The following is a 23412-nucleotide window of genomic DNA, read 5'->3' on the forward strand; positions in this document are numbered from 1 at the left end:
AGGAAGGCGGCGACATGAATGACCTCGGCGTCATCGATCGCTTTATGCAGACCTTCATCCGCTATATCGACAGCGGGTTCGGTCTGCTTTCGGGCGACGTCGCCTTTCTCACCACCATCCTGATCGGCATCGACATCACGCTCGCGGGCCTGGTCTGGGCGTTCGGCGGCGAACCCAATATTCTCGGTCGGCTCGTCCGAAAGGTGCTCTATGTCGGCGCCTTCGCGTTCATTCTGAACAATTTCAGAAGCCTTGCCGACATCATCTACCGCTCCTTTGCCGGCCTCGGCATCAACGCTTCGTCCGGCAATTTGTCCGCCGACAGTCTCCTGCGGCCAGGCCGCATTGCCGCGGCCGGCTTCGAGGGCGCCTGGCCGCTGCTCAATCAAGCGAGCCAGCTAGTCGGCTTCCCCGAGATCTTTGGGAACGCGCTGACCATCTTCGTGCTGCTTCTCGCCTGGTTCCTGGTCCTCATCGCCTTCTTCATCCTTTCCATCCAGCTTTTTATCACCATCCTGGAGTTCAAACTAACCACATTGGCCGGCTTTGTTCTGGTGCCCTTCGCGCTCTGGAACCGCTCGGCGTTTCTGGCCGAGCGCGTGCTCGGCAATGTGATCTCGTCGGGCATTAAGGTGATGGTGCTTGCCGTCATCGTCGGCATCGGCTCCACGCTCTTCGGCGAGTTCGCTTCCGCGCTGCAAGGCAAGGAGCCGGACTTGGCCGCGGCCATGTCACAGGTACTGGGCGCGTTGGCGCTGCTTGGGCTCGGCATTTTCGGGCCAGGGATCGCATCAGGGCTTGTCTCTGGCGCGCCGCAGCTGGGCGCCGGCGCCGCACTCGGAACCACCGCCGCGGCCGCCGGATCAACGCTCGTTGCCGCAGGTGCGGCGCTTGCCGGCGCGCGCATGGCAACCAGCGGCGGTCTCGCCGCCGTTCGAGCCGGCACGGCCATGGGATCGGCTGCTTCCACAGCTTGGCAGATGGGGCGTGCAACATCGCCCGAGTCCGGCCTCTCCGGCGTAGCTGCTGGACTGCAGGGCGTTGCCGGCGCAGCTGGCGGCGCCGCGATGCGGGGAATGCGATCTGCAACAGAACCATTCCGGCGCAGCGCCGATGCCGGCCGCGATGCCGCCTGGACCGCGACGGGCGGCACGCCGACCGCATCAATGACCGGAAACCCTGCCGCGTCAGGTGCCAATGCCGCGCCGGCGTGGGCGAGGCGCTTGCGTTCCGAACAGACCGCGCGCGCCCATCGCCACGCCGCCACGCAGGCCGTCCGTGATGGCGATCGGGGTGGAAGCGGCGCCAACCCCTCTCTCAATGATAAGGAAGACTAGATGCTCTTCAAGCGACCTGTTCAACGCTACGGGAAGACGCCCCACCCCGTCACACCATACCAGAAGGCCGCCCAACTTTGGGACGAGCGCATCGGCACAGCGCGCGTGCAGGCAAGGAACTGGCGCCTGATGGCCTTTGGCTGCCTCGCTTTGGCCACCGGGCTCTCTGGTGGACTCTTGTGGCAGTCGATGCAGGGCCGCGTCGTGCCCTATGTCGTCGAGGTAGATCGTTTCGGCGAGGCGCGCGCCGTCGCCCCGGCAATCCGGGACTACGAGCCCACCGATGCCCAGATCGCCTGGCATCTCGGCCGCTTCATCCAGAATGTCCGCTCTGTTTCCACCGATGCGGTGCTGGTGCGGCAGAATTGGCTCTCGGCCTACGACTTTGCCACCGACCGTGGAGCCCTCTTTCTCAACGAGTACGCTAAGGCCAACGACCCGTTCGGCAAGATCGGCACGCGCAGCGTCTCGGTGCAGGTGACGAGCGTGGTTCGAGCGTCCGACAGCTCCTTTCAAGTCAAATGGGCCGAGCAGGTCTTTGAGCGCGGCAGCCTCGCCAGCACAGCGCGTTGGACCGGGATCCTCACCATTGTGATCCGGCCGCCGAACAATACCGATCAGCTGCGCAAAAACCCGCTCGGCGTCTTCATCAATGCCATCGACTGGTCGCGCGAGCTCGACAGTGCCGCGCAGACTTCCGTTCCCCCAAAGGAGCCCGCCAATGATAAATAGACTCTCGTCGCTCCGCACTGCGCTGATCCTGTCGGCGTCGGCTGCGGTCATCTCCGCCTGTGCCTCGAAGCCGGTGCCGCCACCTCAGATTTCCTATGATGCTGCCAAGTTCCAACCGGCGGCAATCGAGAAGGCGCCGGAGAAGCCCGTCAAGGTCGTCGAAGTGCCGAAACCGCTGCCGCTGCCCGGCCAGTTGCAGCCCGAGCCGGGCAAGGCTGCTGAAGACAAGCGCTCGCCTGAAGAACGTGTCGCTGATGCCAACAAGGCGGCGACGCAGCAACCCACCAAACATGGCTATGTGAATGCGGTGCAGGTTTACCCCTTTGCCGAAGGCGCGCTCTACCAGCTCTATGCCGCACCGGAGCGCGTCAGCGATATCGCTCTGCAGTCAGGCGAGAAACTCCAATCCGTGTCGGCCGGCGATACAGTGCGCTGGGTAATCGGCGACACCGTCAGTGGCTCCGGCGATGACCAGCGCACCCATGTGCTGGTGAAGCCCTTCGCGCCAGGACTTGCCACCAATCTGGTGATCACGACGGACCGGAGAAGCTATCACCTGCAGCTTCAAAGCACGGATAAGACCGCCATGGCGGCCATCTCCTGGACCTACAGCGAGGACCAGATCATCGCGCTACGCCGGCGCAATGCGCAGGCCGAGGCCGCTATGCCAGTGGCGTCGAATGTGGCTCTCGAAAATATTCGCTTCCGCTATTCGATTACCGGCGACATGCCGCCCTGGAGGCCAACGCGCGCGTTCGATGATGGCAGCAAGGTCTACATCGAGTTTCCGCGCCGAATCGATCAGGGCGAGGCCCCGCCACTCTTCATCGTCGGTGCTGACGGGGATAACCAGCTCGTCAACTACCGCATGCGTGGCAACTATTACATCGTCGATCGCCTCTTCGCCGCAGCCGAACTGCGCCTCGGCGCCAAGCAGCAGCAGGTGGTGCGCATCACGAGGACCGACGCCAGGCAAGCGCCGCGGCGGACATTGCTCTTTTCGCGTTCCAGCAGGTGAGGGACGGCCCATGACGGATACTTCCCGCTCCGATGCTACACCGAAACTCGATCCAGAACAGCTGCAGCTGCGGGCCTCGCCTCGCCGCGCTGTGCGCTTCAAGCGCGGCATTATTGTCGCCATTGCAGCTGTTGGTTCCGGCACCGTTCTAGGCGTCACCATGATCGCGCTGCAGGGACCGGCGCTGCGCATCAAAGAGCAGGCTGAAGAGCTTTACAACACTGAGCGGAAGCCAACCGCGGAGGCAATTGAACGGCTGCCTAAGGACTATTCCGGGATCAAGCCCAAGCCTCCGGTGCTTGGACCACCGCTGCCCGGCGATCTCGGCCGCCCCATCCTTGAGCACCAACGCCAGCTGGGCATCGCGCCGGGCCAGGAGGTTTCCGACGAGGAGCAGCGACTTGCTCAGCAGGCGATCGAGGCGCGCGAATCGCACGTCTTCTTCCGAATCGAAAATCGACCCCGGCAAGCGGATGCCGCCGGCAACGGGCAGGGCGGGCGTCCACCCTTTGAGGCAACGGCTCCACAATCCGATGCCGCACGCGATTCAGCTTCCGTTGCACCGGCCGAGGGCGACCAAAACAATCAAGAGCGCAAGCTCGATTTTGTCAGCCAGCGGAACACAAGTGGAATCTACAATCTGCATGCACTGCAGACGCCGGCTTCGCCGTATCAGCTGATGGCCGGCAGCGTCATCGCAGCGAGCCTGATCACTGGCATCAATTCCGACTTGCCCGGCCTCGTCGTCGCACAGGTCACCGAGAATGTGCACGACACAGTCACCGGCAGCACCTTGCTCATTCCGCAAGGCTCTCGCCTGATTGGCACCTATGACAGCGTTGTTGCCTTTGGACAAAGGCGCGCGCTGCTGGTCTGGCAACGGATACTGCTGCCCGACGGCTCTTCGATCGAAATCGACAATCTGCCGGCGACGGACACCGCCGGCTATGCCGGGCTGGAGGACAAGGTGGATTTCCACACCTGGGAGCTGATCAAAGGCGTTGCGCTGGCCACGTTGCTAGGGGTCGGCACGGAGCTGAGCCTCGGGGAAGAGGAAAGCGACCTGGTCAAAGCAATCCGCGAATCCGCTCAGCAGAACGTCAATCGGGCGGGCCAGCGCATCACCGAGAAGAACCTCAATATCCAACCCACCATCACTGTCCGGCCCGGTTGGCCACTGCGCGTCATCGTGCACAAGGATCTTGTGCTGCGGCCGTACCCGAATTGACTGGAGTCATCATGACCAATCTGAAACTCGGCAAACTTCCGGATCGGACACCTTCGAAGATCACCATAAGCGTAAGTGCAGACCTGAACCAAGCACTGAAGGACTATGCGGCGCTTTATCGTCAGACCTATGGCGAGTCCGAATCGGTAGCGGAACTCATCCCGTTCATGCTTGCGGAGTTCCTGGAGAGCGATCGAGCGTTTGCCAAGGCCAGAAAGGAAGGTTTCCCGGATGCTGGCAAGTCGGAGAAATCGCGACATCAATCAGGTATCAGAGTAAGCAACAGCGTCCAGTGAGTCCGAGTGGGACGCTTTTACGCAAAACCTCACCGTCAGACAGGCGATTGCATTGAAGCAACTTGCCTACGACAAACCGTGTCCGTTTCGGCGACACGATCCGCAACCCAAGAAATCCATTCCTCGCGAGTAGTAGGAATGAACTCTCGCGGCTCGTCCAATCCCACTGCAGCTAACGCCGTCATGTTATACTCCACGCTCGCTACCGCATCAATTGAAGTACAGATCGAACCGTCCCTCCGTGCCAGTGTAATTACCAGCATTATCGAATCTGGGCAGCTGCCATTCAGCTCGCATTCCCACGCGACCAGCTGGTTGCTCACGGCTTATTTGCGCGCGGTTGCATAGCAGTTCGAAGCTACGCTACCATCCCGAAAGACGTCGGGTAGACCTCGCGTCATCCCGCACGGTCATTCCGGCAATCGTCCGGACGTTGGAAAGGGAAGCCTGCCATTTCTATAAGGCTCAAGCGAGAAACGGCGTTCGCATTAAAAAAACTTGCCCGCTCGAGCGCGCAGCACCGATTGCGCAGGCGGCGTTGCGAATCTCGTTCACCTATGGGCAATCGGTGCAGAACGCCGCATGCGGATTTCGATGCGCCGCCGCTCTTTTACGTCACCTTTTGCGCTGCCGTTAGAAAGGTTGTCGCCGGGAAGCACCAACTGACCGGCCGAGAATGGGACAATCTTGATGCCCTTCAAGCGGGGATCGGCTAGGAGAACGCTTGCGACTGATACGGCACGGGCCATGCCAAGACCAGCATTGTCGGCCGGGGTGAGTAGGCCAATCGGAACCTTTCCGGTCAATGCAGCGATTAGGTCGTCATCAAGATTGGAACGATTCGCACCCATCGGCTGCTCGTCCGTGTGCCCCACGACTTCGATCACATCAACTTTATATCGTGAGATCAGGTCTGCAACTTGATCGACAAGTGCCAATTTGCGTCGCTCAAAGTCCGGCGTCAGATCCGCTTTGCCCACAGCAAAGCTGTAACCGTCCGCTTCGCTCAAGGGGATAATAGGCGGCCAATCGTGCTCGCCAGTGCTTGATTGTTCACGATCCTGAGCGGCCTTGGCGAGGCGGATGAGTTCCTCAATGGAGACCCTGCTGAGCTTTTGGGAGGCTTTTGCTTTTTCCAGCGTTTCGACTTCTTGGAGGGAAGCAAAGATCTTCTCAGCTGTTACGCCAGAGGTAAGGGAGGGCAGTAATTCCTTGAGTTCGGCAGCTTGCTTTAGCAACTCGTCGCGAGGCAGGCCTGCTTGGTCGATTTGTTTGGCGAACCTAAGATCCGTTGAAAGATTCTCCCAGTTGTCGGCAATTTTCTCGGGGGGGCCACTGTTTTCACGAAGCTTGTCGAGTAACTCTCTAAGCGTTTTTTGCTCATTCTCAAGCTCGGACACCTGCGTGTTGAGTGCCGTGAGCTTGCTTTGAAGGTCGAGGTTCTGGGCCTTGTAGCGTGTAAACACAACCGAGGTCGCTATGAGCAGGCAGAAGACCAAAAGGAGCATGATCTCTGCCATGGTCAGTCCGAGGACAACGCCCCGACGGTACGCCGCCATGTCATCTGCGATCGCCGCGCGACCTTGCATTCGTGCTACTCTTTCGGCTCGGTTGTCAATGGCGGCTGGCGTTGACTTAGCAGTCGGAAAAGGGCCTCCAGTCGACTGCCAATGACGTGAATAAGAGCCCGGTCCTCGGTCTGTTTTTTGCTCGCTGAGTTGATAGCCTCCGTGATTGGCTGGAAGCGCTCTTCGTGGACTTCGATCGTACGGACGCTGCTTTGGATCGTTGTCAACGACGATGAGATGGCCGTAGCAAGCTCACGAATGGCATGGCTGTTCGATCGAATTTCCATTGCTGTGGAGCGGCTCTCGGCAACAACTTGGGAACCGGCGTCAGCGTGGCTTCGAACAAGAACGCCAAATTCTTCGACCGCCTTGGACAATGAACTAACGAGCGGCTCGATTTTGATTTCGATGATGTTGTCCGGAGTTTGCATCGCCGCCAGCTTATCGGTCGTCGCCTCGAATTGACTGATGATGCGTGTCGCAGCACTGGCAAGCTTCTTGTTCTCATCGGCAAGATGATTTGCCGCGGTCTCCAGACTTTCAGTTATGGTTTGGGCAAGTGACGTCAATGCAATGCTCGAGCTTTCCGAAGCGGCTTCAAACGGCTTACGGGCCTGAGACGTCATATCTTCGAAGTTGCCGAGAATTCGGCCGGAAACTTCCTGCATGCCGCGTCGGACTTCTTCAAACCCTTCCGAAATCGCCTGGTGCGATGAGCGACGAAAATGGCTGAGTTCCACCACCGTCTTGTCCAACTCGCGGCGGACTTTGCGCGCAGCTTCGGACAACTCCAGACGCGCCGCGTGTTCGACTTCAACAGGATCGCGACGCATCTGATTGAAGATCACTCGAAGCGCGACGCCTGCGATGGTTGAGCCGATTGCCACGCCAAAATTGCGGACGATCTCTTCTGCGGCACCATCCGCCGAGAATTGATAGAGGGATACGCCGAGGCTCGTCAGCGTGAAAAGAAAACCCATGTAGTAAAGATTGTCGCCGGCTTGATCGTCGCGAATTCGCAAGAACCGGATGGCTTTTACCACGACTGCGTAAACCAGCATAACGACAACCGGGGTCGCGGTGACTACGAGAGCCGAATAGCGGTCCAGTTTGGCAGCGATGATAAAGCCGCAACCAAAAAGGACAAAAAGGGAGAATATGCCTGCGGTGTACCAGGCATCGCCGGCCCGTTCTTCAGCTTCGCGCGCCATTATCCAGCTCCCTGAAGCTTGTCGGCATCAAGCCGCGAGCCATGGCTTTCTGCAATCCAATCACGCCAGAACTGAATGTGCTTCGCGCTGTCGATCTTAGTGTTCAGACGAACCAGGTATTTGACCGTCACCGCTGCGCCATGAAGATCCGTTCGCAAGCGCCGATAGGCAGGCGTGCGCGCAAATTCCTCGAACGCTAAGTTGCCTCTGTACTGTGAATAGTCTGACACATGCTCGATCATATCGGAGATGACCGTGAGGTTTTTTGGCATCTCCTCCGCTTTGCGGCCGGAAAATTGATCCACGGCAATACGCTGGATCGTTTCCATGATGGGTGAGGTATCAGACGGGGACCCCGCCAGGTTTTTAAGGGCGGCCTCGAGGGGGTCCTGAAAAGCTTGCTTCCAATGCTTTTTGGCTAGTTTGGGATTGGAATCGAAAGCACTCAGATCAGAGCCATCGCCAGGATTGCACCTGCTAAACACAACGGCGCCACCCGCAATGTTTGGGTCAAGCAGACGGAGCTCCAATAGGCCGTACTTCGGGGTCGTGTCAGCAATGTCCAGAAGGTAGGTCTTTATTTCGCTTTTGGTGATGTCGGGAAGATTGTCGGATCGATCGAGAAGCACGATCATCTTGGAATGTGGCCCATCTTCCGGACAAAGCGATTCCTGTGAAAGGGCTACTCGTGCTGGCCGACTTAGATACGAGTAGCCCAAGAAAACGGCAATCGCGACACAAACCAGGAGAATCGCCGCGGCGGTAACAATCTTTCCGATTTCGGAAGCGTCACCGGGGCGCCGCCTACTACGCTGACGGCGCGACATGTGAAGCCCTTTGTTCCGGAACGAGTTCATCGAGCTGGCGGTAACGATCGACGGCGTTCTCGAATTCTCGGTGAATGGCACCGACCTGCTCGGTCAGCACATCCTGTGTCGCAAGAATTCGATCACGCAGTTCTTCGCCTCTCCATTCGCCTGCCATGCTTGCAACGACCGGTATTCGTTGAAGCTTGTATGGGGCAGAGAAGCGCTTGGGCGGCTTGGTACTACGTGCTGCCTTGTTTGCCTCCCTGTAGGTAGACAGGAGCAGCGTTGCAGTCCGTTCCAACTGATTCTGGTGTTCTGCAAATAGCTGGATGAAGCGTGCGCGATTGGTAAGGATCGCATCATGCTCTCCGCGCCGGACGGAGAGGTCACGGTTCAATTCCTCCATCTCATCGCGGTAATCATCTCTAATGTCGCTGAGTCTGTCGATAAGCGCCCGCCGCCCCCTGGAATAGGCTGCCCGGCGCTCCTCAAGCCGCTTCTGCGTAGCAGCGAAGCCGGGATAAGGGTCTGACAAAAACAGCCCATCGATAAACGCGATGAGCGAGAATAATGTGCCGATTGCCAAAAACACCCACGAGTTTACATCGTCCAATTGCAAGGGTGTGTGCCGCATGCGCTCCATGACGAGCCGACCCGGGTTCTCGGCCAATATTGCTGACACATCACGGTAGTGTGCCAGGGCAAGATTCAATCCTAGCGCGACCGCGATGTAGAATGCCAGGCTCACGAAACCTATGAGTTTGCGAAGCAAAGAGCGGTGATTGAGTTGAACCACGCCAAATAGCGCAAGAATCAAGGCGCAAGCGATATTCACAAATGCGAAGGAGAAAGCTAGGGCAATACCCCCTAACAAGCCACTTTCATTGCCGACGGCCAAAAACTGTCCATTCAGAATGGTCTCGAATACAAAGATGCAGACGAGGATAGCGATCTTCAAAAACGTGCTCGCGCGGCCCTGAACCCGTGCGCTACGCGACAGGTTATGCGTGCGGCGGAATTCGTCACGCTCGTTGTGAGCCTCTCGGAAATTGTCTCGTAGGCTGTGTAGGTCATCCAGCCCTTTCGCAACTTCGGCCTTGAACTCGCCAACGCATGCAGGAGCGGCATGGCGAATGGCGGCGAACTTACCCTCAAAATCCAGTGAGGAGAGGCGTTCGGAATAGGTGCGAAGCTCGTCTTCAAGCGCACCGTGAGACTGTTTTTTTTCCATTTCGACGCGTTCGATGATCGCGGCTTCAATGTCGTCAAGGGACGTGGAGATGGAAGGGGGCTCATTCCTTTCGCCTCGTTCTTGACCGAGATCTTCGAGCCGCATCTCTCTTGCGATACGGTTTGCATCTAGATCAGGAAAAGTCTCAATCGAGGCGACTTTATCGTGAGGCGGCCGTCGCGCGCTTTCCAACAGACCCGATAATGCCCTGCTTACCAAAATGCGTCCCGCCCATAGTTACCCGCTTTTCGTTGGAACACCGAGTAGAAGTAAAAGAGTGGCAACGTCAAGGCGCGCCAATTTCACGAGGCGCCGCTATTCTCCGGTGGATGGAATTAGTTCACGGTGCTACCCGGGCGTAGGGAGCCTGTCAGGCAATCTGTCACATCGCTAATATTACAGATTTCCACGACGACTTAAATATCGATCGGCCGCCATACCACGTAAGCAAAAACGGCGGCCACTCAGTAGTTTTCGCAGCGAACTTCCTGTCAATGTCGAAGTAAAAGACCAAAAATCGAGACCGCCAGCTCGCACGATTTTTTGACCATCCGGGCAATTTCACGGCCTCATTTGCTTCTTCCCCTTGCGCGCACATTAACATTGCGCGATGTTATTTGCGCTTTGGGAGGGCTTAGGCAATGAAGGGGGTTCGTGATCATCGGGACGTTGGCTGGCCGCCAGCCAGGGGCGTGAGCCCAACCGGCGGTTGATGTGATGGGCAAGATCACTCGCTTCGGCAGGCAATCCGCAGAATCTGGACGGCTAGGACCTCTCCGAGCGTCCATTTGGATTGCGAAATGTTTAGCGGCTCTCGTGGCGGTCGGCTATGTCAGTGTGGGCCGTTCCGATTTGGGAAAACTCCAAATCCTTCGGTCTCTGGACGACCTGGGCCCGCTCGAGGGAGTCGCATCGGTCATTGATGGCGACACGATTGAAATTCATGGGCAGCGCATTCGCCTCAACGGCATTGACGCTCCCGAAAGCAGCCAACTATGCGACGACGCAAAGGGCTTTCGCTACCACTGCGGTGCAAAGGCAGCAGCGGCCCTCCACGAGTTTCTTTCGAAATCAAGGCCGACCCGCTGCCAGTTCGTCAGTTGGGATCGATATGGCCGTTACGCTGGCAACTGTACTCGTGTGGACGCGGTTAGCGTTGCTGGCTGGTTGGTCGAGAACGGTCATGCGCTCGATTGGCCGAAATACAGCAGTGGAGCCTATGCCTCGCAACAGGCTGCGGCAAAGGCTTCAAAGCGCGGCATCTGGATCGGATTTTTTCAAGCGCCTTGGGACTGGCGCACTAACCACCGGGAGGCCGAACATTCGCCCAGCAAGCCACTAGGCCTGCTCAGCCCGCATGCTCTTGCGCAAAGTTGGTCCTGCCAACCCCGCCGAACATGCCCTCAGATCAGTTCATGTGACGAGGCAAATTGGTATTTGAACAACTGCTCCTGGGGCGGGAAGCTGGACCGCGACAGCGATGGCCTTCCGTGCGAGTCACTATGCTGATTGTGCTCGATGGTCAGCTTGTGACCGACCCTGACCGGAGAAACCGGAGGCCTTCAGATGGTCGACATACGCTTGTTCGTGGATCGAACCACATTCCCAAAGGATTTCAAGAAATAGATCGAAAGAAACAGGTTTCCCAAGTGCTCCCTTTGCAACAGCCTGATCCAGAGCTGTAAGATGCCGGCAGGTCAGGTGGCCGACGTATGTTGTGTTTCACGTACTTCATACGTCAAGTTTAAGGGTAACGAGGGTTCAATCAAAGGAAAACAATGGCCCGCACGCGGGTTTTCACATGAAGCTTAGCTTGAGGGCCAGTACAGCGTCTAATTTCACAAGAATATAAGACCTAAGAGCCCCTGAGAGGCTTTGTACCCAGTCGGATGGGTTAGTCGTGTAGGGCTCGGGCATACGTCGCTGGGTTCCGCGCTGCGTGCTCGACCTCACAGCCATTTTGAACACATCGGCTGGTCGCACGGCATTCCGTCTTGACGAGCCGGGTAGCCTCCTCAGCATGTCGATATCGGACCGTGCACGTCAAACCGGCCATCGCAAATCGTTGAGCGCCCTTGTATGCGCGTATGTGGCATTCGCCTCTTTCTAAGAGGCCAGATTACATTGACTTGCGCAAACGGAATTTTTGCACGATCTTACCTATCTCAATTTGGGGGAGGGGCTCATGAGTGTTGAAGAAAAACTTCGCGTTCTTGCTGATCGCATCAAGACGCATTCGAGCGCAATGCTTACAGAGGAGGCCTTAAAGACAGCGATAGTACTGCCTTTTCTCTCAGCGTTAGATTACGACGTTTTCAATCCTGACGAGGTCATCCCTGAATTTTGTGCCGACGCAGTGGGGAAGAAGGGCGAGAAAGTTGACTACGCCATAAAAATTGACGGGGAAATCAGGATTCTTGTTGAATGCAAACCGATAACCACAGTTCTTGATCGAGTACATCTCGCGCAGTTATACAGGTATTTTTCCGTCACTAATGCAAAATTCGCCATTTTGACGAACGGTCGCGCGTTCCATTTTCATACGGACTTAGTTGCACCAAACAAGCTCGATGACCGACCGTTCCTCACGTTCGATCTTTCGGACCTACAGGGGCAATTGATCTCCGAGTTGAAGAAATTCGCGAAAGCGGATTTCAATGTGGATGGGATTCTGCAATCCGCTCACCGCTTGAAATATACATCGGCGATCAAGAAAGAAATTGGAAGCGTGATGGAGAATCCACCAGAGGATTTTGTGCGGATGGTGACTGGGGGCCTTTACCAAGGACGGTTCACCGCCCAGGTGAAGGAGCAATTCACACCCATGGTCAAAGCGGCTTTTCGCGAGATCGTTCGAGAATCCGTTCAGTCACGTCTTTCCACAGCGTTGGCCGAGACTGAGGTTTCGGAAATTGGCGCCGACGGACTTGGCGCCGAAGAAGAGGTTGTGACCACTGAGGACGAGCGAGAGGGCTTCATGGTTGTGCGGGCAATCGTCCGGGACCTTTTAAAGCCAGCCAGGGTGATCATGCGCGATCAGAAAAGCTATTGCGGGATCCTGGTCGACAACAACAACCGTAAGCCATTGGCCCGGCTGTGGTTTAACAGGTCGGTTAAATATCTTGGGCTTTTCGATTGTGAGAAGGAAGAGAAGGTTAAGATCGACTCGCTCGACGAAATCTATGACCACGCCGATCGCTTGCGAGCTACCGCGAAGGAATATCTTTCCGGGGCAATCGCGGCGCCCTCGATTGCTTCATGACTTTGAACGGTTCGGAAGTCCGCGCTACGCGCCTTCTTCGAAACTTGATCCCGCGCATGTGCCGCCCATGTGCCTTATCAACTTTCAATGGGCTCAGTCCGCCAGACGTCTTTCGGCAGATGAGCATGCCATGTTGTTTCCAGAATAAAAGTTGTTCCCGGCGAATTTGCCCCCACTGATACTGACGACGCACGCGGTCGGTTGGCGGGTTCATACTTCAGATTGCATGATTAGGCTCTGGAAGGTCCGGCCGACGTGGGAAGCGGTCGTTGGTCTCGTCCCAACGAGCAAGTAGCGCCCCTAAGCTGACTCGCCGGTGGACAGGGAGCGGTTGGCCGTGCCGCCCGGGTCGGTTACGAGGCTAGAGCCAGAACGGGTCCCGGGCGTCAGCTCGTAGATGTGCTCCGGCCGTCCAACTCCAGTCGGGCTACGCCCTCCCTGCGTTCCAACCCGCCAGCATTCTCATCTTAATTGACGCAACGCTCGCAGCTTCATTGTCGCGCCGCAGGTTCCGCTGTGGACCAATCAACTACAGACTGCCGGTTGGTTATGGGTCGGTAACGGAACTACCGCTTTCCGCGGCCACAACTTTGCAGTCTTCAGACGCGAGGCGGCGTACAACAGCGCTGCCCACCATACCCTTGTTGCCCGCGACCCACACGGCTTTTCCCTTCAGATCGTACATTATGCTTCCTTCATTATTACCGATGTCTGCATGACCTTGAGGTCTTCCCGCACCATTTCCGCGGCGAGCTCGCGCACGGATGTCTCATGCACCCAGCCGAGCTTCTCCTTCGCCTTGGTGGCGTCGCCCAGGAGAAGATCGACTTCCGTGGGGCGGAAGTAGCGTGGGTCTACCTGGACTAGGCATCTGCCGGTCTCGACATCATAGCCCTTTTCGTCGACTCCCTCACCACGCCATTCGAGCTCGACGCCAACATCTTCGAAAACCCATTCGACGAATTGGCGGACAGGGGTCGTCTTGCCCGTCGCCAGCACGTAATCATCCGGTTGATCCTGCTGCATCATCGTCCACATACCACGCACGTACTCACGCGCATGGCCCCAATCGCGTTGAGCATCGAGATTGCCGAGATAAAGCTTGTCCTGCTTGCCGAGGTAGATAGCAGCGGCGGCGCGGGTGATCTTGCGCGTCACAAAAGTTTCGCCGCGCAGTGGGCTTTCATGATTAAAGAGAATGCCGTTGGAAGCGTGGATACCATAGCCCTCGCGATAGTTGACCACGATCCAGTAGGCGTAGAGCTTGGCGGCGGCGTAAGGGCTGCGCGGATAAAAGGGCGTTGTTTCGTTCTGCGGTACGGATTGCACGAGGCCGTAGAGCTCTGAAGTCGAGGCCTGATAGAAGCGGGTCTTGTCCTTCAGACCGAGGAGGCGGATCGCCTCAAGAAGTCGCAATGTTCCGATACCGTCGGCGTTTGCTGTGTATTCCGGCGTTTCGAACGACACCTGGACATGGCTCTGAGCGGCCAAGTTGTAAATCTCGTCTGGCTGGGATTCCTGAACTACTCGGATGAGATTGGTCGCATCAGTGAGGTCACCGTAATGCAAAATTAGGCGCGGATCGGGATCGTGCGGGTCTTGGTAGATGTCTTCGATGCGACCCGTGTTGAAGGAAGAGGAACGTCGCTTAATCCCATGCACGATGTAGCCTTTTTCCAGCAGAAGACGGGTAAGATAGGCACCATCCTGTCCCGTTATGCCCGTAACCAGAGCAACTTTCCTGTTCTCGCCCATTTTCTTCCTGCTCTATTATAGTTGAAGTTTCGAATCTGGCTCGCCACACCGCCAGCAAACTGCGGCCCGCCCCATACCCTATGGTAGGATTTCGACAGATGCGGCGCGGAGCTCGTCATTGACAGTGTCAGCCAGCGAGCACACCTGCTCCTGCTTCGAGGCATAGCAAAACAGAGTCTCGCCGCTAACCTGCCTAAGTCGCACATGCGGCCTGAGTGCCGAACTCAGCTCACGCGGTGAGCGACATAGATTCCAATCACGTCGCACCCGATTTGCTCATCAATCAGCGAGTGAGGACGCACGTCCGTTCTCAAGCACGCACGTCGGTTGCATAGCCGCTCCGCTTCTTCCACGAAGTGGGTGGCCAGTAGAATCGTCTTGCCCTGCGCCAACAGGGCACGTAGTCGTTCTCAGATAATATGGCGGGCATGTGGGTCCAAGCCGACAACTCCACCTTACCGCTCTTTTGCGCTAACCAAGTAATCTTAATCATTGCCTGCTTCAGCGTCTTCTAATGGAAATTGTTTTGATCAGTGAAATCGATTGTTTGGATGAGGTGCATCCACAAAATGGATTGTTTGGGCAGCGCGGCCCCATCGGCGGCACAAAGTCGTGGGTGCGAGGTTTCGCTCCGCGCGAAGACAAAGTTCGTGTCAGTCGGCGGCTGCACATCTGAGACGGCGGCGAAAAGCGCGGGTAGGGCATTACGTATTGACCTCCATGGAATTTCGGGCGCGCTAGCCCGAAAACGGTGGCTGGGCTTCAACGATGGGCGGGACGAGGCGACCATCAAACTGTGTTTCATACCTGTAGGCGATCGCAGTGCGGCGAATTTGAACGGCCGCTTTGCCAGCCCTCGCCATCGCATCCGGCTACAGGTGCCGAAGATCTTCTCGATCCGACTACAAATTCTGTGGATCGGTTGGTTCCATGCGTCGAGCTTTCGGCCTCGTCGCGCCCCCACATAGCGGTTGCGACGATGCGCGGCCTTCCACCCTTGCGCGCACCGCGTCGCCGAGATGATTGCCTCGGTAGGCGCTGTCGGCAAACACTTCGCCGGGATTGTCGGGCAGAGCATCAGGAACGGCGTTGCCGTCCTCGGTGTGGGCGCCGTGACGCGATCTCCTCGACAAGGGCCGTATCGGCGTAGGCACCGAAATGGGCTTTGAAGCAATGAAACGCCGGTCGGCCCTTGTGCTTGACCCAATGGCCCTCTTCATCGTCTTCGCTGGCCGAGGCGATGATCGCCGCATCGACAGGCGTGCATGGGTCATGAACCTCAAGGGCCTGTCGAAAACGGACGAGAGCGGGTTCGCACAGGTGTTGGCTCTGACACCGAGAACCCGCAGAACCGTCGGAACGATCCTCCACATGGCTGCAGACGCCAAAATTCCTCTCTCGGCCGTCGTCGCACAGCATCGCGTGCCAGTCGCTCAGTCCAGCCGGCTCGAAAGCTATCCGGCAGGAGTTGCGCCATGTTGGCGCACTTGAAAGCGTCAGAGGGCGCCGTGTCGCATCTTTCGATGGGACCGGACGCCATGATGGCCATAAATGACGTGGATGGCCTGCGCCTGACATTCGACGGCTGGCGGGTCCTGCACATCCGTCCTTCAGGAAACGCCCGCAAATGACATGTTACGTTGAGGCAGTTAAGAATTGGACTTGAAAAAAGGACTTAGCCTCGACCGGCTGTTTCGCTTAGCAAAGCGCGGCCCCACGTCAGCAGAGGCTCATCGTCAAGAACGCCTTAGTATTCATCACATGGATGGGCCACATCCACGCAATCAATTTTACACATGTCGCCGGGCGCATTAGAGAACGCTGAATTTAAACCGGAAGCGAGTGTACCCGGCGTCAAGATTTGCGAGCGTCACAGAGATAAGGACAGTGCTGAGGGAGCTCTTCTGCCCCACGCGCAGCCTCTACCAAATCGCCCGGCGTAACGGTCGATTAGTATCGATTAAGAGATCCCAAGCCAGATGCAACCTCGTCTCTGAAACGAGATTTCCGAAAATGCAGGTCAGTGGATTGGTAAAGCGCAGGTTCGTCGTCTCTCAGAGGCGTACGGGGTTCGGTGATTGTCTGTGGTCGCTGGCGGCCGCTTGGCGCTACGCTCAGCGGTCGGGACGAACGCTAGCCGTCGACTGGCGCGGGTCCTGCTATCTCGACCAACCCTTCACAAATGCCTTTCCGGTGTTCTTCCAACCGATCAATGACATCGCTGGCGTACCGGCTATTTGCGACGACCGGATCAACGACTTTTCCTTCCCGGGTCCATTCTTCCCGGAGTGGTGGAATAGGCCAGCGATCGACTGCCTTTACCGCCCAGATGAGCAGATTTTCCAAGAGCGCGACGAGTTGGGCGAGCTCTTTCAGGCCGAACACGATGTCGAAGCGAACACAGTAGTGTGTGACGCTTGTTTGATGTGGCGCTGCGATGAGGATGCCGAGCGGCAGGTCTTCCAGAGTGTCAAGCCTCGGTCTGAAATTCAAACACGCATAGATGCCATTTACCAAGAATGTTTTGAGGGGCACAGCATCATCGGGGTTCATGTTCGACATGGTAACGGTGAAGACATCATGGACCATGCGCCCTACTGGGCCGATCCGGAGTTCGCCGTTCGACAAGTGTGCACTGCGGTTGATAAGGCTAAAGCGTTACCGCACCCCAAGCCTGTGCGGCTGTTCTTGTGCACGGACAGTGCGCAAATCCTGGATCACCTGTCGGCCAGGTTTCCCGATCTTCTCACCGTCCCCAAGCGTTTCCGATCCGATCAAGATGGCCCCTTGCACACTGCAGCACTCGGGATTGACGGCGGAATTTCCGCCCTCGTTGAGATGTATCTTCTCGGGCGCTGCGATACCGTAATTCGGTTTCCTCCGACGAGCGCCTTTACACGATATGCACGCCTTTTCGTACCGCGGGTAATTGAGTTCGATCTGAAGGACCCAAGTCGTTTGATTTTGATAGAAGGCAGCCAAAGAATCTCTCATCTTGATTAGGACCCGCTACCTGGGCAATTCGGCAGATGCAACGAACAGGCATAGAGACATCGACCGCAATTCACGAGAGGCGGGCCATGGCATACGCTAAATGTCCCGCAGCTGCTCAGCTTGATCCGCAGGCTCGAGGATCCGGACACACTGCAGCAGTTCTTGGCTCCATTCGGGACTGTTGCCGACGTCGATGAAACCGACGGCCTTAGGGCACGAATACAGAATGACGAGATCATTCATCTGCGGCCGTCCGGCAACGCGCCAGAACTTCGCTGTTACTCGGAGCGCCGCAAGACCATCCCAGAGCGATGGCGGTCGTGACGCTGACGCTAAGGACGCGGGCAATGACGTCCAGAGACGAAATCGAGGTTGTTTAATGAAAGTGGTTCCCGTCATCATCAGCGGTGGAGCCGGATCGCGGCTATGGCCCGCTTCGAGGCAATCGCACCCCAAACCTTTCCTCAAAGTAGCAGATGGACATTCTCTCATTCAGCACACTGGCTGCGCGCCGCTTCGATAGAGGGCGTAGTGGAACTCGTCGGTATGATATCCGGGGAACACCTCTTCGTTACGAAGGACGACTTTGACGAACTGGATTCCGTGGTCCTGCCACGCACCTTTCTGCTCGAGCCTGAAGGCCGCGATACGGCCGCCGCCGTGGCGGCAGCCGCCATCCATGCCCGGGCAACTCAAGGCACTGACGCAATTCTATGCGTCTTCCCGGCCGATCACATGGTTGGAAACCTGCCTGCATTTTTAGACGTCATGGGCCGGGCCATCGAATATGCGAAGCTCGGGCGGATCGCCACATTGGGCATCACCCCAACCAGACCGGACACGGCATTCGGCTATATCGAAGCGGATGGTGAGAAAGTCGTCCGTTTCGTTGAAAAACCGGATCTGGACACAGCCAAAGCCTATGTCGCGTCCAAGCGCTTCTTCTGGAACGCCGGCATTTTCTGCTTTAGCGCACAAACCATGCTCGACGAGATGGCATCGCATTGCCCCGCGGTGATCCAGGCCGTCTCCGACAGCTACGAGAACGGCCGCTTCAGTCAAGGCGAAGGCTTTGCCAAAATCGAACTCGCGCCTGAGCATTTCGGCTCCGCCCCGCGAATCTCGCTCGACCACGCTGTCATGGAGAAGACGAACAAACTTGCCGTGGTTGCCTGCGACATGGATTGGAACGACATCGGATCCTGGAACGCAATGGCCGATTTGATCGCCCCCGACGAAAGCGGGAACAGGATACGCGGCGATGTGCATATGGTCGACACGACCGGCAGCTATGTGAGCTCCGACAAGCGCGTCATCGGGACGGTCGGTGTCAGCGATCTGGTGATCGTCGATTCCCCGGACGCTTTGCTTGTCGCATCCCGCGACCGCGTTCAGGACGTCAAGAAGCTGTTCGAGGGCCTCAAGGCTTCAGGACATGAAGCTCACCTGGTCCATAGCACGGTACACCGGCCGTGGGGTACCTACACGGTTCTTGAGGAAGGCGAGCGCTTCAAGATCAAACGCATCGAGGTGAAGCCCGGTCGGCGGCTGAGCCTGCAGATGCACTATCATCGTTCGGAGCACTGGGTCGTGGTCAGCGGCTCCGCGAAAATCGTCAATGGCGAGCAGGAGTTGTTCCTGGCGACAAACGAATCAGCCTACATCCCCTGCGGCCATAAGCATCGGCTGGAGAACCCAGGCAGAATTGACCTGGTGATCATTGAAGTGCAGAGCGGCGATTATCTCGGCGAGGATGATATCGTTCGCTTCGACGACGTATATGGTCGAACGTAGATTTCACCCGCGCATGACGAGAACGGTCAACGTGTCGCTGACTAATTACCACTAGGAAGGCCGTCTGCCCACTCAGGACCGGATGCTTGTGGAATCGGGAATTGACCAAGGCAGCGGCGAATGACCGCAATCGGCATTAGGGTGGGACAAATCAACCGGAAAAGACCCGAGAGCATAGTAACGCAACACAGTCCCACTGTCGAATAGCCTTTGATATTTCTGACTTTCCAAGCACCCTCAGGGCCCACCAAAATTATATCAATGGCTTATGGCCGACTTCGCTCTGAAGTGGGCCAAATCGACCTCGCTATCCCCGCAGCACTCAGTTTGATTGTTTTCGCATGAAAACGAGCAAGGACAGGGGGAGGGCGATCTTGTGCTGGCTTCTATGTCCAATCTTGCTCCTGTTCGTCGTCAGGTTGTGTGCAGCCACATAGCGCGGCTATCGCGAGGCTGGAAGGCCTCCGATCGATAGGCGCGGCGAACGGCGGCAACGAGGTGCGAATAGGACGGCTGAGCGTATGATCGAGAATACCGCAGCTGCGGTCTAGCGCGAAATGCAGCGTCTGTGACTCATCGGTCATTGCAGCGCGATGAACCGGAAATCATGACCCTAAGCCGCCCTTCATCAGCCCACCAGCGCCCAGAAGAAGGCGAAGATCCGTCACAATGCCTACCTGTACCAAGGCTTCAAGCAGTTCACCGCGAATGTGAAGACCGCCAGCCATTGCTTCTTCATTTTCGGCCATTCGCTCGCTGCGAATGACGACCACATCCTTAACCGCATAGCGCGTGGCAAGTTTCGCAAGCTCTATGTTGGCATCTATGGTGAACCAGCATCCGCGGATAACCAGCGGATCATGAACCGCGCGAACGAGCTAGCGGTGCAGCGCAACGAAAAATCGCCGCTTGATGTCATCTTGTATGATGCTGCTACAGTTCATGTCTGGGGTTTAGGCTTCGAAGCGCAATGACTGCCAATCAGGTCATCGAGCCGGAAACTGACCGGCCGGTCGGCCCAAAAATGACATTCAGTTGCCTCCAGCCTTTCGACACGACCCACTTCACGATCTCGCGATTTGCCAGCTAGCGGCTTGTTGCTCGAGCTGCGCGATCCTAGTCTGTGGTCGCTATGCCTCAGCAAGAAGAGTCCGGTTCCCAGCCGGGCGGAGGCGCAACGAGATAGCCAGCTCAGGACAAGGAGAGCAAGCCATGGTCGCTTTTACCATCAATGGCGAGGCGCGAACACTCGACGTCGATCCAGAGATGCCGCTGCTCTGGGCGATCCGTGACGGCATCGGACTCACAGGAACGAAATTCGGTTGCGGCCTTGCCCAGTGCGGCGCTTGCACGGTTCACGTTAACGGCATGCCGACGCGCTCGTGCCAGACCGCAGTCGGCGACATCGAAGGAGCCTCGATCACCACCATTGAGGGCGTGTCGGGCAAGATCGGCGAAACGGTCCAGGCCGTGTGGGCCGAGTTCGACGTACCTCAATGCGGCTATTGCCAGTCTGGCCAGATCATGTCGGCCGTGGCCCTCCTGACAGAGACGCCGAAGCCGACGGACGATGATATTGATTCGGCGATGAGCGGCAATCTCTGCCGCTGCGCCACCTATCATCGCATCCGCGCGGCCATCCACGAGACCGCCAACCGGCTGGAGACTTGAGGCATGTTGCAGTTTCTCCCGAAGCATAATTCCGTGCGGCCCACGCGCCGCCAGTTCCTCCTCGGCACGGCCGTCACCACCGCGGGCCTCGCCGTGGGCTACCGGCTAATGATGGCCGCGCCCGCCAACGCACAAACGACGCCTGCAACGGTCCAGGCGAACCCCTTCCAGACCTATGTCGAGATCACACCGGAGAACCGAATCGTCATCCACTCCTCGCAGTTCGAGATGGGACAAGGCTCCTATTTCGGCATCGCCACCCTGGTTATGGAAGAGCTCGACGGCGACTGGGCGCAGGTCCACGTGGTCGGCGGATATGGCAATACCGCGCTCTACGGCAATCTCGCCTGGGGCGGGGCCGCGCAGGGAACCGGTGGCTCCACGTCGATGAGCTCGTCGTGGGAGCGCTACCGCAAGGCGGGTGCTGCCGCACGGGCCATGCTGGTGGCGGCCGCGGCGCAGCGGTGGGACGTGCCAGCCGGCGAGATCACAGTCGCTTCCGGGGTCGTGTCGCACGCCTCAGGGATGCAGGCGCGCTTCGGTGATCTGGCTGAAGCCGCAGCGGGAATGCCGGTTCCCGACGACGTGCCGCTAAAGCCGCGCGACAAGTGGGCCCAGATCGGATCGGACAGCCTCAAGCGCTACGATTCCGCCGGCAAGACCAATGGCGCGCAGACCTACACGATCGACCTCAAGATGGATGGACTCAATACGGCCGTTATGATCCATCCGCCGAAGTTCGGCGCTGAGATCGAGAGCTTCGACGCCTCCAAGGCCAAGGCACTCGACGGCATTGTCGATGTCGTCCAGACGCCGCGCGGCATTGCCGTGGTCGGCAGGGACATGTGGACGGCGCTCAAGGGCCGCGATCTCGTGGAGGTGACCTGGAACGAAGAGAAGGCCGAAAGGCGCGGCACGGCCGAGATCATGGCCGAATACACTAAGGCAGCAGACGATCCGGGCGCGGCCACCGCGCGCGACGACGGTAACACTCCCGCAGCGTTGGCCAGTGCTGAGAAAGTCATCCAAGGGCACTACGAATTCCCCTATCTTGTCCATGCTTCGATCGAGCCACTCAACGCGGCCGCCCGAATCAACGAAGACGGCACCATCGACGTCTGGGGCGGACACCAGATGCCCGACCTTTATCAGGCGGCTGCCGCTCAAGTAGGCGGCACCACGCCGGACAAGGTGAGGCTGCACGTGATGAAGACCGGCGGCAGCTTCGGCCGCCGAGCGGTCTCGGACGCAGATCTCATTATCGAAGCTGTTTCCACGGCGCGTGCACTGGGACCCGGCAAGCCAGTGAAGGTGCAGTGGACCCGCGAGAACGACATGCGGGGTGGGCGGTACCGGCCGGCCTATGTGCACGCAGTCAAGGCGGGGCTCGACAAGGAAGGCAATGTCGTCGCTCTTCATGACCACATCGTGGGCCAATCGATCGCGGGCGGTTCGCCCTTTGCGGCGATGATCGAGAACGGCATCGATCCGACCTCCGTGGAGGGCGCCACCAACCTGCCCTATGCGATCCCGAACCTGAAGATCGAGCTGACCACCACGGACGTGAACATCCCAGTGCTGTGGTGGCGTTCGGTAGGCTCCACCCACACCGCTTACGCAATGGAAACCCTGATCGATGAGCTCGCCGCCGCTGCGAACCGTGATCCGGTCGACTTCCGCTTGTCGATGCTCGGTCACCATCCACGGCATGCCGGCGTGCTGAAATTGGCTGCTGAGAAGGCAGGCTGGGACAAGCCTCTGCCGGAAGGCCGTTTCCGCGGCGTCGCCCTGCATGAAAGCCTCTCGACCTATGTCGCCGAGGTGGTGGAGATCACCTTCAACGATGGAAATGATTTCAAAGTCGACCGCGTCGTCTGCGCGGTAGATTGCGGCACCGCGATAAATCCTGACCAGATCCGCGCTCAGATGGAGGGCGGTATCGGCTTCGGGCTAGGCGCGATCCTCCAGGAGGAGCTGACCCTGACGGGCGGTGTCGTAGACCAAGAGAACTACGACACCTATACGCCGCTCAGGATCGAGCAGATGCCGCGCGTCGAGGTGCACATTGTGCCGTCCGACGAGCCGCCCACGGGCGTTGGCGAGCCGGGTGTGCCGCCGATCGGCCCGGCCGTCGCCAACGCGCTACGGGCGGCGACGAGCAAGACGATCCGCAAGCTGCCGATCATTTTTGCGAAGTGCTCGCAAGGTTCATCGCTTTCTGGGCGCGAGAAGCGGCCGGTCCTCTGACGGCCCCAAAAAGCCAGGCGGCAACGCACTTTGAGATCAACTCTGCCGCTTCCTGTTAGCCGAAATTGCAAGCGGCCCCGCTAACAATCGTGGTTGCGCCTTTAGGGCATCGTGGTTCAGACCGCTGGCGGATTAGAACTCTGTTGGCTTTGCGATCGGCTCATCGCTGTCGAAAATCGGTGACCTATATAAAGGGGCATGTCCACGCGCCGAAAAATCAATGCAACAGCGAAGCTGATTGGAGAGTGGCCTTTAACCC

Annotated in this window: 19 protein-coding genes and 3 pseudogenes; 15 read left to right on the forward strand and 7 right to left on the reverse strand. The window is 58.0% G+C overall.

Translation table 11 applies throughout. The features are described from left to right. The first annotated feature begins 14 nt into the window (after nt 1-14). The 5 genes from trbL to NKH36_RS27995 are packed head-to-tail and all read left to right on the forward strand — an operon-like array spanning nt 15 to nt 4611. Complete coding sequence (gene trbL / locus NKH36_RS27975) at nt 15-1337, forward strand: P-type conjugative transfer protein TrbL (RefSeq protein ID WP_352964576.1); 1323 nt, start codon at nt 15-17, stop codon at nt 1335-1337. Next, entirely contained in the window at nt 1338-2069 is a 732-nt protein-coding gene (trbF, locus tag NKH36_RS27980) for a conjugal transfer protein TrbF (RefSeq protein ID WP_352964578.1), read from the forward strand. Then, the gene (trbG, locus tag NKH36_RS27985) at nt 2059-3087 is read left to right on the forward strand and encodes a P-type conjugative transfer protein TrbG (RefSeq protein WP_352964579.1); all 1029 of its coding nucleotides are present in this window, start codon (nt 2059-2061) and stop codon (nt 3085-3087) included. The genes trbF and trbG overlap by 11 nt, the downstream gene beginning before the upstream one ends. 10 nt (nt 3088-3097) lie before the next feature. Further along, on the forward strand, nt 3098-4315 hold the full coding sequence (locus NKH36_RS27990) for a TraB/TrbI/VirB10 family type IV secretion system protein (RefSeq protein WP_352965298.1): 1218 nt from the start codon (nt 3098-3100) through the stop codon (nt 4313-4315). An 11-nt stretch (nt 4316-4326) separates the two neighbouring features. Further along, nucleotides 4327-4611 (forward strand): DUF2274 domain-containing protein, encoded by a 285-nt coding sequence (locus NKH36_RS27995; protein WP_352964581.1) that lies wholly within the window; start codon nt 4327-4329, stop codon nt 4609-4611. A gap of 551 nt (nt 4612-5162) precedes the next feature. Here NKH36_RS27995 and NKH36_RS28000 read toward each other — a convergent pair. The 4 genes from NKH36_RS28000 to NKH36_RS28015 all read right to left on the reverse strand — a co-directional run bounded on the left by NKH36_RS28000 (nt 5163) and on the right by NKH36_RS28015 (nt 9535). Further along, a complete protein-coding gene (locus NKH36_RS28000; RefSeq protein WP_352964584.1) occupies nt 5163-6200 on the reverse strand; it encodes a hypothetical protein in 1038 nt (345 codons plus the stop codon). Between the two features lie 5 nt (nt 6201-6205). Next, nucleotides 6206-7390 (reverse strand): hypothetical protein, encoded by a 1185-nt coding sequence (locus tag NKH36_RS28005; RefSeq protein ID WP_352964587.1) that lies wholly within the window; start codon nt 7388-7390, stop codon nt 6206-6208. Next, complete coding sequence (locus NKH36_RS28010; RefSeq protein ID WP_352964589.1) at nt 7390-8025, reverse strand: hypothetical protein; 636 nt, start codon at nt 8023-8025, stop codon at nt 7390-7392. Before NKH36_RS28010 ends, NKH36_RS28005 begins: the two co-directional genes overlap by 1 nt. 172 nt (nt 8026-8197) lie before the next feature. Continuing rightward, entirely contained in the window at nt 8198-9535 is a 1338-nt protein-coding gene (locus tag NKH36_RS28015) for a hypothetical protein (RefSeq protein WP_352964590.1), read from the reverse strand. Nucleotides 9536-10147: 612 nt separating this feature from the next. On the opposite strand from NKH36_RS28015, the gene NKH36_RS28020 reads away from it, so the two are divergent. Both NKH36_RS28020 and NKH36_RS28025 read left to right on the forward strand, forming a co-directional pair. After that, nucleotides 10148-10939, forward strand: a complete 792-nt coding sequence (locus NKH36_RS28020) for a thermonuclease family protein (RefSeq protein WP_352964591.1) — start codon at nt 10148-10150, stop codon at nt 10937-10939. 676 nt (nt 10940-11615) lie between these two features. Then, complete coding sequence (locus NKH36_RS28025) at nt 11616-12692, forward strand: type I restriction enzyme HsdR N-terminal domain-containing protein (RefSeq protein ID WP_352895867.1); 1077 nt, start codon at nt 11616-11618, stop codon at nt 12690-12692. Between the two features lie 577 nt (nt 12693-13269). On the opposite strand, the pseudogene NKH36_RS28030 reads toward NKH36_RS28025, so the two are convergent. From NKH36_RS28030 to NKH36_RS28040, 3 genes and pseudogenes are all read right to left on the reverse strand, one after another. Beyond that, nucleotides 13270-13377 (reverse strand): annotated as a pseudogene (locus tag NKH36_RS28030) (GDP-L-fucose synthase); the annotation flags it as partial. Next, the gene (gene gmd, locus NKH36_RS28035) at nt 13377-14447 is read right to left on the reverse strand and encodes a GDP-mannose 4,6-dehydratase (RefSeq protein ID WP_352964594.1); all 1071 of its coding nucleotides are present in this window, start codon (nt 14445-14447) and stop codon (nt 13377-13379) included. The pseudogene NKH36_RS28030 and the gene gmd, both read right to left, overlap by 1 nt. Nucleotides 14448-14588: 141 nt before the next feature. After that, nucleotides 14589-14890, reverse strand: a pseudogene (locus tag NKH36_RS28040) (nodulation factor ABC transporter ATP-binding protein NodI); the annotation flags it as partial. A gap of 1032 nt (nt 14891-15922) precedes the next feature. Here NKH36_RS28040 and NKH36_RS28045 point away from each other — a divergent pair. From NKH36_RS28045 to NKH36_RS28075, 8 genes and pseudogenes are all read left to right on the forward strand, one after another. Continuing rightward, nucleotides 15923-16078 (forward strand): hypothetical protein, encoded by a 156-nt coding sequence (locus NKH36_RS28045; RefSeq protein WP_352483792.1) that lies wholly within the window; start codon nt 15923-15925, stop codon nt 16076-16078. 382 nt (nt 16079-16460) lie between these two features. Next, entirely contained in the window at nt 16461-17450 is a 990-nt protein-coding gene (locus tag NKH36_RS28050) for a nodulation protein NodZ (RefSeq protein WP_352571703.1), read from the forward strand. 111 nt (nt 17451-17561) lie between these two features. After that, nucleotides 17562-17765, forward strand: coding sequence for a hypothetical protein (locus NKH36_RS28055; RefSeq protein ID WP_502912127.1), 204 nt, complete (start codon nt 17562-17564; stop codon nt 17763-17765). Continuing rightward, a complete protein-coding gene (locus NKH36_RS34935; RefSeq protein WP_502912128.1) occupies nt 17668-17964 on the forward strand; it encodes a sugar phosphate nucleotidyltransferase in 297 nt (98 codons plus the stop codon). The genes NKH36_RS28055 and NKH36_RS34935 overlap by 98 nt, the downstream gene beginning before the upstream one ends. Further along, nucleotides 17868-19235 (forward strand): mannose-1-phosphate guanylyltransferase/mannose-6-phosphate isomerase, encoded by a 1368-nt coding sequence (locus NKH36_RS28060; protein WP_502912130.1) that lies wholly within the window; start codon nt 17868-17870, stop codon nt 19233-19235. Before NKH36_RS34935 ends, NKH36_RS28060 begins: the two co-directional genes overlap by 97 nt. Nucleotides 19236-19882: 647 nt before the next feature. After that, nucleotides 19883-20209, forward strand: a pseudogene (locus tag NKH36_RS28065) (DUF4917 family protein); the annotation flags it as partial. A gap of 238 nt (nt 20210-20447) precedes the next feature. Continuing rightward, nucleotides 20448-20906, forward strand: coding sequence for a (2Fe-2S)-binding protein (locus tag NKH36_RS28070; RefSeq protein ID WP_352964598.1), 459 nt, complete (start codon nt 20448-20450; stop codon nt 20904-20906). Between the two features lie 3 nt (nt 20907-20909). Continuing rightward, on the forward strand, nt 20910-23153 hold the full coding sequence (locus tag NKH36_RS28075; protein ID WP_352964600.1) for a xanthine dehydrogenase family protein molybdopterin-binding subunit: 2244 nt from the start codon (nt 20910-20912) through the stop codon (nt 23151-23153). Nucleotides 23154-23412 lie beyond the last annotated feature (259 nt).

The organism is Mesorhizobium sp. M1312 (assembly GCF_040318115.1).
Classification (GTDB): Bacteria; Pseudomonadota; Alphaproteobacteria; order Rhizobiales; family Rhizobiaceae; genus Mesorhizobium.

Excerpts from the sequence above, each read along its gene's own strand:
- trbL (WP_352964576.1), top strand. The coding sequence starts at position 15 with ATGAATGACCTCGGCGTCATCGATCGCTTTATGCAGACCTTCATCCGC.
- trbF (WP_352964578.1), top strand. The coding sequence starts at position 1,338 with ATGCTCTTCAAGCGACCTGTTCAACGCTACGGGAAGACGCCCCACCCC.
- trbG (WP_352964579.1), top strand. The coding sequence starts at position 2,059 with ATGATAAATAGACTCTCGTCGCTCCGCACTGCGCTGATCCTGTCGGCG.
- NKH36_RS27990 (WP_352965298.1), top strand. The coding sequence starts at position 3,098 with ATGACGGATACTTCCCGCTCCGATGCTACACCGAAACTCGATCCAGAA.
- NKH36_RS27995 (WP_352964581.1), top strand. The coding sequence starts at position 4,327 with ATGACCAATCTGAAACTCGGCAAACTTCCGGATCGGACACCTTCGAAG.
- NKH36_RS28000 (WP_352964584.1), bottom strand. The coding sequence starts at position 6,200 with ATGCAAGGTCGCGCGGCGATCGCAGATGACATGGCGGCGTACCGTCGG.
- NKH36_RS28005 (WP_352964587.1), bottom strand. The coding sequence starts at position 7,390 with ATGGCGCGCGAAGCTGAAGAACGGGCCGGCGATGCCTGGTACACCGCA.
- NKH36_RS28010 (WP_352964589.1), bottom strand. The coding sequence starts at position 8,025 with ATGATCGTGCTTCTCGATCGATCCGACAATCTTCCCGACATCACCAAA.
- NKH36_RS28015 (WP_352964590.1), bottom strand. The coding sequence starts at position 9,535 with ATGCGGCTCGAAGATCTCGGTCAAGAACGAGGCGAAAGGAATGAGCCC.
- NKH36_RS28020 (WP_352964591.1), top strand. The coding sequence starts at position 10,148 with ATGGGCAAGATCACTCGCTTCGGCAGGCAATCCGCAGAATCTGGACGG.
- NKH36_RS28025 (WP_352895867.1), top strand. The coding sequence starts at position 11,616 with ATGAGTGTTGAAGAAAAACTTCGCGTTCTTGCTGATCGCATCAAGACG.
- gmd (WP_352964594.1), bottom strand. The coding sequence starts at position 14,447 with ATGGGCGAGAACAGGAAAGTTGCTCTGGTTACGGGCATAACGGGACAG.
- NKH36_RS28045 (WP_352483792.1), top strand. The coding sequence starts at position 15,923 with ATGTTGGCGCACTTGAAAGCGTCAGAGGGCGCCGTGTCGCATCTTTCG.
- NKH36_RS28050 (WP_352571703.1), top strand. The coding sequence starts at position 16,461 with ATGCAGGTCAGTGGATTGGTAAAGCGCAGGTTCGTCGTCTCTCAGAGG.
- NKH36_RS34935 (WP_502912128.1), top strand. The coding sequence starts at position 17,668 with ATGACGAGATCATTCATCTGCGGCCGTCCGGCAACGCGCCAGAACTTC.
- NKH36_RS28060 (WP_502912130.1), top strand. The coding sequence starts at position 17,868 with ATGGCCCGCTTCGAGGCAATCGCACCCCAAACCTTTCCTCAAAGTAGC.
- NKH36_RS28070 (WP_352964598.1), top strand. The coding sequence starts at position 20,448 with ATGGTCGCTTTTACCATCAATGGCGAGGCGCGAACACTCGACGTCGAT.
- NKH36_RS28075 (WP_352964600.1), top strand. The coding sequence starts at position 20,910 with ATGTTGCAGTTTCTCCCGAAGCATAATTCCGTGCGGCCCACGCGCCGC.